At 42.4% G+C, this 11,541-nt stretch carries 11 protein-coding genes and 2 tRNA genes; 1 reads left to right on the top strand and 12 read right to left on the bottom strand.

The annotated features are described in order from the left end of the window. The first annotated feature begins 89 nt into the window (after positions 1-89). Positions 90-162, top strand: a tRNA-Asn gene (locus tag LI162_RS08150). Positions 163-304: 142 nt separating this feature from the next. Here LI162_RS08150 and LI162_RS08145 read toward each other — a convergent pair. From LI162_RS08145 to LI162_RS08090, 12 genes are all read right to left on the bottom strand, one after another. Further along, positions 305-377: transfer RNA gene (locus tag LI162_RS08145), tRNA-Ala, on the bottom strand. 88 nt (positions 378-465) lie between these two features. Then, positions 466-1,287 (bottom strand): CvpA family protein, encoded by an 822-nt coding sequence (locus tag LI162_RS08140; protein ID WP_155203424.1) that lies wholly within the window; start codon positions 1,285-1,287, stop codon positions 466-468. Positions 1,288-1,296: 9 nt separating this feature from the next. After that, the gene (locus LI162_RS08135) at positions 1,297-2,493 is read right to left on the bottom strand and encodes a DUF5711 family protein (protein ID WP_155203426.1); all 1,197 of its coding nucleotides are present in this window, start codon (positions 2,491-2,493) and stop codon (positions 1,297-1,299) included. Positions 2,494-2,579: 86 nt separating this feature from the next. Next, on the bottom strand, positions 2,580-3,698 hold the full coding sequence (locus LI162_RS08130) for a LysM peptidoglycan-binding domain-containing protein (RefSeq protein WP_055165956.1): 1,119 nt from the start codon (positions 3,696-3,698) through the stop codon (positions 2,580-2,582). Positions 3,699-3,951: 253 nt separating this feature from the next. After that, the gene (locus tag LI162_RS08125) at positions 3,952-4,893 is read right to left on the bottom strand and encodes a transketolase family protein (RefSeq protein WP_020436972.1); all 942 of its coding nucleotides are present in this window, start codon (positions 4,891-4,893) and stop codon (positions 3,952-3,954) included. Beyond that, positions 4,881-5,717 (bottom strand): transketolase, encoded by an 837-nt coding sequence (locus tag LI162_RS08120; RefSeq protein WP_015527643.1) that lies wholly within the window; start codon positions 5,715-5,717, stop codon positions 4,881-4,883. The genes LI162_RS08125 and LI162_RS08120 overlap by 13 nt, the downstream gene beginning before the upstream one ends. 60 nt (positions 5,718-5,777) lie before the next feature. After that, positions 5,778-6,431, bottom strand: coding sequence for a fructose-6-phosphate aldolase (gene fsa / locus LI162_RS08115; RefSeq protein ID WP_015527644.1), 654 nt, complete (start codon positions 6,429-6,431; stop codon positions 5,778-5,780). Between the two features lie 342 nt (positions 6,432-6,773). Beyond that, positions 6,774-7,862 (bottom strand): LacI family DNA-binding transcriptional regulator, encoded by a 1,089-nt coding sequence (locus tag LI162_RS08110; RefSeq protein WP_155203428.1) that lies wholly within the window; start codon positions 7,860-7,862, stop codon positions 6,774-6,776. Between the two features lie 33 nt (positions 7,863-7,895). Beyond that, entirely contained in the window at positions 7,896-8,492 is a 597-nt protein-coding gene (recR, locus tag LI162_RS08105; protein WP_015527645.1) for a recombination mediator RecR, read from the bottom strand. After that, complete coding sequence (locus tag LI162_RS08100; protein ID WP_015527646.1) at positions 8,492-8,845, bottom strand: YbaB/EbfC family nucleoid-associated protein; 354 nt, start codon at positions 8,843-8,845, stop codon at positions 8,492-8,494. The genes recR and LI162_RS08100 overlap by 1 nt, the downstream gene beginning before the upstream one ends. Before the next feature lie 2 nt (positions 8,846-8,847). After that, positions 8,848-10,440: a DNA polymerase III subunit gamma/tau gene (dnaX, locus tag LI162_RS08095; protein ID WP_196021335.1), complete on the bottom strand. Its 1,593-nt coding sequence runs from the start codon at positions 10,438-10,440 to the stop codon at positions 8,848-8,850. A 3-nt stretch (positions 10,441-10,443) separates the two neighbouring features. Further along, the gene (locus LI162_RS08090) at positions 10,444-11,523 is read right to left on the bottom strand and encodes a 6-phosphofructokinase (protein ID WP_144366383.1); all 1,080 of its coding nucleotides are present in this window, start codon (positions 11,521-11,523) and stop codon (positions 10,444-10,446) included. Positions 11,524-11,541 lie beyond the last annotated feature (18 nt).

Raw genomic sequence — 11,541 nt, 5'->3', positions numbered from 1 at the left:
TTTAAGATTTTTACATTTTTTTTAATTTTCTCTTGCAAAGACTATCTAAATATGATAATATATTTTTCGTCGATAAGACAAGGAAATATTCCTCCTTAGCTCAGTCGGTAGAGCATTCGGCTGTTAACCGAAGTGTCGTTGGTTCAAGTCCAACAGGGGGAGTTATGAAGAACATCTCACAGATTTCGCGCTGTGGGATGTTTTTTTGTTGCGTATCCCTAGCGGAGCGTTTTTTGTATATTAGGAAAGGACTTTCCTAATATACAAAAAAACGGACTGTGCAATGCACAATCCGTAATCTTAGTGGAGAATACGAGAGTCGAACTCGTGACCTCCTGCTTGCAAGGCAGGCGCTCTCCCAACTGAGCTAATCCCCCATATTTATGTCCTTAACAGAACTTCTATATGATATCATAGCTTATCGAGAGTGTCAACCCTATTTTTAATATTTTTCTTTTATTTTTCCTACCGGAATCCAAGTAACCAGATCAACAGCGGATTATGGTTGTACAAAAACGTCAAGATCGCGCTCTGCTCAACCATCGCATAACACGTTGTTCCAATCTCTGTCGTATAAATCAGAGTCAGCACAAGGAATGCGATCCATACGATAATAAATCCCAGACCAATTCCAAGCACTCCTCCCGCCAGATGATTGATCGCACCAAGTAACGGAAGTTCACCAATAATATTCACCGCATACATCAATGCGCTTACAAGAATGATCGCAATCAAAAATGTCACAAGAAATGACACAACATTGAGGAGCATTCGTGAAATATAGGCCGCAACATATTCTGGGAAAGTTGTAACATCCAGTTCTTCATAAATCGCAGTATTATTATTTTCCAGCAATGCATCTTTCAAAAACTGTGGCAGCATTGAATTCTCAATCTCACGGATCTGTGTATCCTTTGGAAGATCTCCGACCACTTTCAGGATATCCTGTGCAGTTATCCCCAGTTTGTCCCATCCAGATTCGCTTAATGATTTAATCTGGTCTACCGTTAAATTCTCCAGAGGTGTTCCACTGAGATTTGCTTTCAACAGATCATCTGCTGAAAACTCTGGCATAAATGCTTCCACTATCTTCTTCTCCAGTACGTCCTGCGCCGGTGTATGCTTCATCAGCGCATCCGACACGTATGGGGAAAGGAATGACACCAGTACCAGTGTCAATATTGTTGACAGAAGGGATAAACCAATTCTGAGAAATCCCTTCACAAAGCCGGCAATCATGCAGACTAAAAACACAATCCCGACTGCAAGTAACAACCAATTCTCCATATATCTCTCCTATTTTGTCAAATAAACAATTCGCAGTTCATTATCACTCATCACATAGTATCTGTTCAGGCCAAATGCATCAAAGATTTCCTGTGCATCTGCTCCCAGGTCTCCCTTAAACTTCAGGATTCCTGTCGTTGTATAAATACAGCACTTACTTCCATCATACAGAATGATATTGTCTCCATCCATCTTTACATGACTATAATCTCCCTGTATCTCTTTACTGAACACAGTATCTCCTGATTGATTATACATTCTCAACTCATACCCTGACTTCTCCTGATTAAGCAGGACAAATCCAAAATAAGAATCCGAATGGAAAACACTTTTTATCTCTTGATTCACTTTCACTTCTTTTGTCTGCTTTGGAGTATCTTTTCCTGTATAAATCTCAAATCCATTATCTCCAACTGCAACAGATCTGTCATTTCCCATAAAGAAAATCTCGCCGATCAGCATATCTTCATAAGTATCTGCTGTCACTTTGTTATCTGCCTTCTCTTTGCCGGCAGTATCAAAATTATAATATCCGATCCTGCTCTGCACCTGTGTTCCTTTGGTATAAAGATAAGAAACTGCCAGAACCTTTCCATCATCAGACAAATCCAATGCGATCGGATATCCTGTATTTCCAATCGTAATCTGCTGCTCTACCAGAATATTTCCTGCCGCATCATAGGATATGATCTTCGGTGAAGTCTCATCTTTTAAAATTGCACTGACAATTCCCTGATTCGATACTGCGATTCTCTCAATCGGTAATGTCGTCTGAATCTCACCTTTCAACCCATTTTTTGTAAATACGAGAATACTGTTACCTCCGCTGTCAGCAACCGCAAACACATCGTCTTTCACAACAATCACCGGTGTCTGAAGCTGTGTTGGCTGAATCCACTTTTCCTCATTCTTCTTATTTAGAAATACCACACCGTCATGATTATAACGCACAATTCCATCTGCAAACTGAACGTAATTATTCCTGTCCGAAAGGTCTTTCGCGTAACTGTCTGCCTTGCGGACTGTGCCATAAGTCTTACTATCTAAAAGGAGGTATGTTCCGCAGATTGCCATCGCAATCAGAATGATATAGGTAAGAAGTTCTTTTCTTCTCCGGCGTTTGATCCTTCTTTCCCTTTGTCTCAGCGCTTTTCTATCATCCTGCGTTTTTACCACCTGTAAATTCGACATTTTCTTTCGCGCCATATTGCTCCCCTTATCGTTTGTCCAGTGCACCTTTTTCTGTTGATACACTTTTAGCTTTCACTTGTCTTTCACAGTATAACACGGATTTATGGCAATATCAATTTTTGTCCAATATAGATCAGGTTCCCATTCTGCAATCCATTCATCCGGCTGATCGCATCTACATGATTAACATCTCCATACATTTTTTTACTGATAATTGCAAGGGTATCTCCTTTTTCCACCACATAAATACCATCATTTTCATCTGCTGCAACGGCAGTCCCGGAAACCGGAACACTTTCTGTATTCTTATCTTCCGTCTGTTCTTCCCCTTCATTTTCTTCCGTTATCTCTGCGGATTCCTTTTCTGTATCTGCTGCTTCCTGATTTTTCTCCACAGTAGCTGCTGCTCCACTCGTCTCTTTCACATCAGGTGAGGATGTTTGCTTTTCCCCCTCGGCAACCACATTTATCTTATTCTGGAGGGATTTCATTTTGCTGAAATTATTCATCATAGAAACACCCATCACGATCAGGACCAGTACAAGGCATGTACTGATTCCATACATCAGACTGCCTGTCCTTCTTTCTCTTTTCTGACCGCCCCGTTCACGTACCAGAGAACGAAAGCTTTGTGCAGCCGTATCTTCCACATTTTCTGTCTGAACTGCCCCATTTTTTTTTCGACTTGCAATCATATAATTCTGCATGCACGGATTCTTCTCGTAATAAGTATAATGTCCTCCAATTTCCATCAGATCTCCCAGCTTATGTACAAAAAATACATCTTCCTGGTTTGTCGAATCTTTCATAACAAGAACGGTATTTTTCTTTGGAAATAATTTTTTATGCAGCTTTACGTTGATAGAACCCGGAGCCAGCTGTAAATCATGCTCTGTCACAAACCAGCCTATGATTTCTCCTTCTTCAAAATACTGGCTGCATTCTTCACAACCACATTTCCATATCTTGTCATTGATCAGGTATTCACCGCCCTCCTTTTTTAACTCTTTTATTTTTATCGCACCATAAATATAAATATATTCTTCATTGTCCTGCTTCTGCATTTCACCAATCAGAAAGGCTCCTTCTGGTTGTTTTTCTTTCTCGCTTTTTTCACTTAACTGAAGAAAAAAAGTATCTACATAATCTTCCACATAGATTTTTGGACTATCACTCACATTTCCTATCTGACGCACATTTTTTGGAATCTGTCTCTCCATTTTATACTCACCTTTCTATCACTTTTATTTAATTTCCCGGGGATTGCCCTTAACATAGCACAAGGAAATCGGGAGATTTTATCAATTAGTGTCAGGTAAGTTCGACAAATATTACTTTTCGTGCACGGCATTTTCTTAATATCTCCAAACATCAAAAAACGCTCCGGTACTCTCTGATTGCAGATATCCTGTAAACAGAAAGCGCGAAGCGTTCTTTTTATTTTAAATTATAATTTTGCTTTCGAAAATCCGATTATTTTGCAAATGCTTTGATTTTCTCGTAGATGCTGTCTGTATCAAGACCATACTTCTTCAGAAGCTCAAGTGCCGGACCAGACTCACCGAATGTATCATTCACACCGATCTTCATAACCTGTGTTGGAGCTTTCTCTGAAAGTACATCACATACAGCACTTCCAAGTCCGCCGATAACGGAATGCTCTTCAACTGTAACAACTTTTCCTGTCTCTTTTGCAGCTGCTACAACAAGTTCCTCATCGAGAGGTTTGATCGTATGAATGTTGATCACTTTCGCATCAATTCCGTCTGCTGCAAGCTTCTCAGCTGCTTCCAGACAGTTACTTACAGGAAGTCCTGTTGCGATGATCGTCAGGTCTTTTCCTTCTCTTAACACAACACCTTTTCCAAGCTCAAACTTGTAGTCCGGTCTGTCATTGATCACCGGCACTGCGAGACGTCCAAATCTCAGATATACCGGTCCCTGATGCTCGTAAGCAGCACGTACAGCTGCTCTTGCCTCTACATCATCAGCTGGGTTAATTACAACCATTCCCGGAATTGTACGCATCAGAGCGATATCCTCATTACACTGATGTGTTGCTCCATCTTCTCCTACAGAGATTCCGGCATGTGTTGCACCAATCTTTACATTCAGGTGTGGATATCCAACAGAGTTTCTTACCTGCTCAAATGCACGTCCTGCTGCGAACATTGCGAAAGAACTTGCAAATGGCACTTTTCCTGTTGTTGCAAGACCTGCTGCAACACCGATCATATTAGACTCAGCAATACCACAATCGATAAAACGATCCGGATGTGCTTTCTTGAATACACCTGTCTTTGTAGCTGCTGCCAGATCGGCATCAAGTACTACAACGTTATCATGTTCTGTTCCGAGTTCAGCCAAAGCATTACCGTAGCTGTCTCTTGTTGCGATCTTCTTTACTTCTGACATAATGCTTCACCTGCTTTCTCTAATTCTTCCATTGCAATCTTGTACTCTTCATCGTTCGGAGCTTTTCCGTGCCATCCTACCTGGTTCTCCATGAAGGATACACCTTTTCCTTTTACTGTCTTAGCAATAATAGCTGTCGGCTGTCCTTTGACTGTCTTTGCTTCTTTGAATGCAGCATCGATCTGATCAAAGTCATTTCCATCAATATTGATTACATGGAAATTAAATGCCTCAAACTTCTTATCGATCGGGTACGGAGAGTTGACTTCTGTAATTGCTCCGTCAATCTGAAGATTGTTATTATCAACGATAACAACGAGATTATCCAGTTTTCTATGTGCTGCCAGCATGGAAGCCTCCCATACCTGACCTTCCTGGATCTCACCGTCTCCGAGCAGTGTGTATACTCTGTAGTCTGCATTGTCAAGCTTTCCTGCGATTGCCATACCTACAGCTGCTGAAATTCCCTGTCCAAGAGATCCTGAAGACATATCAACACCTGGAATGTGTTTCATGTCCGGATGTCCCTGCAGATAAGATCCTGTATGACGAAGTGTCACGAGATCTTCCTTCGGGAAGAATCCTTTCTGCGCAAGTGTAGAATATAATCCCGGAGCTGTGTGTCCTTTAGAAAGAACGAAACGATCGCGATCCGCTTTCTTTGGATCTTTCGGGTCTACGTTCATCTCTTCAAAATAAAGGTATGTAAAAATCTCTGTTGCTGAGAGAGATCCACCTGGATGTCCGGCCTTTGCGCTATGCAGTGCTGTTACAATCCCTTTCCGGATCTCATTCGCAGTTTTCATAAGCTCTAACTTGTTCATGATATCTCCTTTTTAATTTCCATTCTGATTCCATTTTCAGTCTTAACGTTATTTCCCGGATTACTCACCAAAAACAGCAATATAATCCTTTTTAAACTTCTCGATACCTGCATCTGTCAGTGGGTGATGTGTCATCTGCTCGATTACCTTGTAAGGTACTGTTGCAATATCTGCTCCTGCCAGTGCACATTCTGTTACATGGATTGGATTACGTACACTTGCTGCGATAATCTCTGTCTCAATTCCTGCTACTTCGAACATCTCTACGATCTCTGCAATGAGGTCAACTCCCTTTGTAGAAATGTCATCCAGACGTCCAAGGAACGGAGAAACATAAGTAGCTCCTGCTCTTGCTGCAAGAAGTGCCTGGTTTGCTGTGAAGATCAGAGTTACATTTGTCTTGATTCCCTCTGCTGTAAGAACTTTAACAGCCTTCAGGCCTTCTACTGTCATAGGAATCTTAACTACCATGTTCGGATGGATCTTTGCAATCTCACGTCCTTCTGCGATCATGCCTTCTGCATCTGTTGTTGTAGCCTTAACCTCTCCACTGATCGGTCCGTCTACGATAGATGCGATCTCAGCGATAACTTCTTCAAAAACACGTCCTTCTTTTGCGATCAGAGACGGGTTTGTTGTAACTCCGCAGATCACTCCCATGTCATTTGCTTTCTTGATATCCTCTACATTAGCTGTGTCGATAAAAAATTTCATTTTTAAGTCCTCCTATACATGAATCTTCCTCTTACCACTGATACAACTCACTGTTTTTCCAGCAGTAATTCGTTTGTTTATGAGCTGATTATATAGCTTCCAAAACCTGAGGTCAACTGTCTGAAAAATTATTAATAGTCATTTTTCACTTAATAATCCGACATATTAACCGTTTTTATTAATATTAGTTAATATCAATCGTTTTTATTCTGTATAAAAATCTTTATTTTAAAGGCTTTATCAACATTTTCTAAAATCAGAATCGTTTGTTTTTGTTGTTTTTATTAGTAATAATTTTATTATTTTTTATTAATTTTAAATAATACAACGTCTATACATCAACTATTTTGTCTTCGCATAAGACGTTGTTCCACGAACCACGATCTGTGGCTCATATTCCACATGATAAATACTGACCGGTTCAAATTCCGTATACTTCCAGTCCCTTGAACTGATCTTTTTCATGATGATATCACAGGCATCCATTCCTTTGTGAACTACAAAATGCTCGATCGTTGTAAGTGACACTTTCTTAACTTTGGAAAATAAAGTATTATCACATCCCATAACCGAGACATCTCCGGGAACTTTATACTTCATATCCTGGAGTGCATCCATAATCCCAAATGCGATCATATCATTCAGCCCCACGATTGCAGTGAGATCTTTTTCTGTCCGGAGCAGTTCTTTTGTCAGATCATATCCGATGCGGTACTCTGAATCGATTCCCGGAACATTCCGGTCAAATTCTTCATCTGCTTCTTTTACAATCACCTGATCGCCATATCCGGCTTTTCTGAATTCATCCAGAAAACCTTCTACCCGGCGGAATCTCTGCTTCTGTCTTGCAGTTAATGGCGGTGTAATGTATGCCACATGCTGATGCCCCAGCTCCAGAAGATGTCTGCCCATTAATCTTCCAAGCTTTGTATTGTCCAACTCCACTGCATCTACATCCAAATGCTTCTCCTGGTTATTGATCACAACAACCGGAATCCTTTCAGACATTTCTTTGAGCTGTCCGAGAAAGCATTTCCCCGGATTGCACATATAGATAATTCCCTGTGCATTCAGAGTCGAGATCATTTTCAGATAACGCTCTTCCAGTTTTAAATCTCTCTGTGTATTACAGACAAAGATTCCGAACCCCTGCTCTGTTGCCCTTGATTCAATTCCTTGCAAAAGCATTACATAGTATGGGTTTGTCAGGTTAGGGCTGATGACAACGAGCAGTTTTTCTCGTCGCTCTCCACGCTGTGTTCTGCGTTTCGGAAGTTCATACCCCAGTTCTTCCGCCGCTGCCTCCACTTTCTGGATTACTTCTTTTGAAAAAGAGACGTTATACTTCTTATTGAGTACCATCGAGACCGTTGCCTGTGAAACTCCCGCGCGCTTTGCCACATCTGAAGATGTAACTTTTTTCTTCGCCATAGCCAGTCCTTCCTGCCGGTGTCTCAAATGCTTTTACAATTCTGTTCTTCCTTCTAATGCCCGGAGCAGTGTTACCTCATCAATGTATTCCAGATCACCACCAACCGGAACACCACTGGCAATCCTGCTCACCTTGATTCCGACCGGTTTGATAAGTTTACTGATATACATTGCTGTTGTCTCGCCTTCCAGACTAGAATTCGTCGCAATGATCACTTCATCCACATCTCCCTGCAGACGCTCCATCAATTCTTTCAGACGGATATCCCCGGGACCGATTCCAAGCATTGGAGAAATTGCTCCATGAAGTACATGATAGACTCCGTTGTACTTTCCGGTCTTCTCATACGCTGCCAGATCACGCGGTGTCTCCACTACCATGATTGTCTTATGATCTCTGTCCGGATTGCTGCAGATTGGGCAGATATCCTTATCCGTCAACGTACAGCACTCCTTACAGTAACGGACATTCTTGCGGGCATCTACGATCGCATTCGCAAGTCCTTCTACCTGCTCTACCGGCATATTGATCACATGAAATGCAAGTCTTTGTGCTGATTTATTCCCGATTCCCGGAAGTCTCGAGAACTCCTCGATCAGACGGCTGATCTGATTACTGTAGTAATCCATTAGAACATTCCGCCTCCAAGACCGCCAAATCCGCCTGTCATCTTAGATACTGCTGCATTTGTCTCCTGCTCAACCTGACGCAGTGCTTCATTTGTCGCTGCTACGATCAGGTCTTCCAGCATCTCAATGTCGTCCGGATCTACAACTTCTTCTGCAAGTTTTACTTTTGTTACTTCTCTTTTGCCGGATACAGTTACTTCTACTGCTCCGCCGCCTGCAGCTGCTGTGAACTCTTTTGTCTCAAGTTCTTTCTGCTGCTCTTCCATCTGACGCTGCATCTTCTGTGCCTGCTTCATCAGATTCGCCATATTTCCCGGCATTCCGCCGCCTGGAAATCCTCCACGCTTTGCCATGTCTAATCCTCCACTGTTATTTCCATATTTATTTTCTGTTCTATGTCCACAAATGTATCCTCAAAGTGTCTGCCCTCTTCTACATGACGGACATCCACCTCGACTTTCTTTCCAATCTTCTCTTCAATGAGCTGTTCAAGTTCCTGCACATGATCTTCTCTGCCAACCATATCTGCCGACATAGCATCTGGCAGTACAATCAGCAAGCGATTGTCACCACCAAGACTCAGTCTTGCTTTTTTAAGAAAGCCTCTGATCATACCTGACGCTTCATCTGCGATAGAACGGAAATTCTTCACCACCTCCTGCACATCCTCCGGAATTGCATTCGGCAGCTCCGGTTTCGCCTTCCTGCTTCCCGCAACGCCTGATCCGGATGATGACGCATCATCTCCATTCACGTAAACAACTCGCTGCGGCATATCTGCGGCTGCAGCAAGTCCTTTCTCTACTTTTTCTTCTACCGCACGGATTCTGTCCAAAAGTGCATCCTGACCAGTCTCCATCGCCGGAGTACAAAGCTTGATCAGTGCAACTTCCAGAAGCACTCTCTTCTGCGTCGCATACTTCAGCTGACCGGAAAGTTCTGAAAATATACGGATATAACGCAACAGCATATCAAGTTCGATCATCTTTGATTCTTCCTTGAGCTGCAGCATATTTTCCGTAGACACATCCAGCACGTCCTCTATATTATCAGAAGTTTTAACCAAAAGCAAATTTCTCAGATACCATGTAAAATCTGCGGCCAGCTGGGTCAGTTCACGTCCCTGCATAACCAGATCTTCCACAATATCAAGAACTCCGGCAACATCTCTTTCCAATACTTTCCGAAGCAGGCGACTGAACACATCCGTATCCACCGCACCAAGTACTTCAAGCACATGATCATACGTCAGCTTCTGTCCCAGATAAAATGCAATACACTGATCCAGCAGACTGAGTGCATCACGCATAGATCCGTCTGCCGCCTTTGCGATATAGCGAAGTGCTTTTTCTTCCACTTCTACCTGTTCTGTCTGCATCAGATCACGCATACGGTCTGTAATTGTCTCAATGCTGATTCTCTTGAAATCATAGTGCTGACATCTAGAAAGAATCGTAATTGGGATTTTATGCACTTCTGTCGTCGCCAGAATAAAAATAACATACTCCGGCGGCTCCTCAAGTGTCTTAAGCAATGCGTTAAATGCTCCGATGGAAAGCATATGCACCTCGTCGATAATGTATACTTTATACTTACCTTCTGTCGGTCGATATGTCACTTCCTCCCGGATCTCACGGATATTATCAACACCATTGTTCGATGCAGCATCGATTTCGATCACATTCATTGAAGTGCCGGCAGCGATAGATTTACACATCTCACACTCTCCGCATGGACTTCCATTTACCGGGTGCTCACAGTTTACTGCCTTCGCAAATATTTTCGCAACCGTTGTCTTTCCGGTTCCTCGCGTTCCGCAAAACAGATACGCATGTCCGATCCTGTTCGCCTTAATCTGGTTCTGAAGCGTTGTAACAATATGATCCTGTCCTTTTACATCTTCGAATTCAGAAGGACGGAACTTTCTGTATAGCGCCGTATATGACATGAATTACACCTCGTCTCCGAAGCTGATACCGATTGTTCTCGCTTCTTTGATCAGACCACAGTTCGGATCAACATATTTCAGCTTTCCTGCAACCTCTTCCAACGGAACTTTCACTGTCTCACCATTTCTCATGGCTACCATATATCCGTATTCTTCATTCAGGATCAATTCTGCTGCCTTCGCTCCGACTCTTGTTGCAAATACGCGGTCATAAGAACAAGGTGTGCCACCTCTCTGTGTATGTCCAGGAACTGTGATACGAACTTCCTTGTCTGTCTCTTTTTCAATCTGTTCTGCCAGTTCGTAAGCGATAGAAGGATATTTTCTGTTTGCCAGCTTCTCTTTGTATTCTTTCTTTTTCAGTTTTGCATCTTCTTTGGAAATCGCACCCTCTGCAACAGCAAGGATTGTAAATCTCTTACCTGCCTGTGTACGTTTGTCGATCACATTCTTGATCGCCTTAATATCATATGGGATCTCCGGAAGAAGAATTATGTCTGCTCCGCCTGCAATTCCGGCATGCAGAGTTACATGACCTACTTTGTGACCCATAACCTCGATAATAAATACACGGCTGTGGGAAGTTGCTGTCGTATGGATTCTGTCAATCGTATCTGTTGCGATATCAACTGCACTCTGGAATCCAAATGTCATGTCTGTTCCCCACAGATCGTTATCGATCGTCTTCGGCAGTGTCACTACATTGAGTCCTTCCTCACGAAGAAGATTTGCTGTCTTATGAGTTCCATTTCCTCCAAGAATAACGAGACAATCCAGATGAAGCTTATGATATGTGTGCTTCATTGCCTCCACCTTGTCTATTCCATCCTTATCCGGCACACGCATCAGTTTGAACGGCTGACGGGATGTACCAAGAATTGTTCCACCCTGTGTCAGAATTCCCGAGAAATCCTTTGATGTCAACATATTGAAATCCGAATAGATCAGACCTTTGTATCCATCTTTAAATCCATAGATTTCTACATCTTTGCGCTTGTTGCAAATTCCTTTTACAACACCGCGCATTGCTGCGTTAAGTGCCTGGCAGTCTCCACCGCTGGTCAACATTCCTATTCTTAACATAGCAACTCCTCCTATTAC

The organism is Mediterraneibacter sp. 210702-DFI.3.120, assembly GCF_020561005.1.
GTDB lineage: Bacteria > Bacillota > Clostridia > Lachnospirales > Lachnospiraceae > Mediterraneibacter > Mediterraneibacter faecis.
This window is presented reverse-complemented; position numbering and strand designations above follow the sequence as displayed.

Bases quoted from the DNA above. Each gene is read 5' to 3' on its own strand.
- LI162_RS08120 (WP_015527643.1), bottom strand. From the start codon at position 5,717: ATGAACAAGTTAGAGCTTATGAAAACTGCGAATGAGATCCGGAAAGGG.
- LI162_RS08140 (WP_155203424.1), bottom strand. From the start codon at position 1,287: ATGGAGAATTGGTTGTTACTTGCAGTCGGGATTGTGTTTTTAGTCTGC.
- LI162_RS08090 (WP_144366383.1), bottom strand. From the start codon at position 11,523: ATGTTAAGAATAGGAATGTTGACCAGCGGTGGAGACTGCCAGGCACTT.
- LI162_RS08110 (WP_155203428.1), bottom strand. From the start codon at position 7,862: ATGGCGAAGAAAAAAGTTACATCTTCAGATGTGGCAAAGCGCGCGGGA.
- recR (WP_015527645.1), bottom strand. From the start codon at position 8,492: ATGGATTACTACAGTAATCAGATCAGCCGTCTGATCGAGGAGTTCTCG.
- LI162_RS08130 (WP_055165956.1), bottom strand. From the start codon at position 3,698: ATGGAGAGACAGATTCCAAAAAATGTGCGTCAGATAGGAAATGTGAGT.
- LI162_RS08100 (WP_015527646.1), bottom strand. From the start codon at position 8,845: ATGGCAAAGCGTGGAGGATTTCCAGGCGGCGGAATGCCGGGAAATATG.
- dnaX (WP_196021335.1), bottom strand. From the start codon at position 10,440: ATGTCATATACGGCGCTATACAGAAAGTTCCGTCCTTCTGAATTCGAA.
- fsa (WP_015527644.1), bottom strand. From the start codon at position 6,431: ATGAAATTTTTTATCGACACAGCTAATGTAGAGGATATCAAGAAAGCA.
- LI162_RS08125 (WP_020436972.1), bottom strand. From the start codon at position 4,893: ATGTCAGAAGTAAAGAAGATCGCAACAAGAGACAGCTACGGTAATGCT.
- LI162_RS08135 (WP_155203426.1), bottom strand. From the start codon at position 2,493: ATGGCGCGAAAGAAAATGTCGAATTTACAGGTGGTAAAAACGCAGGAT.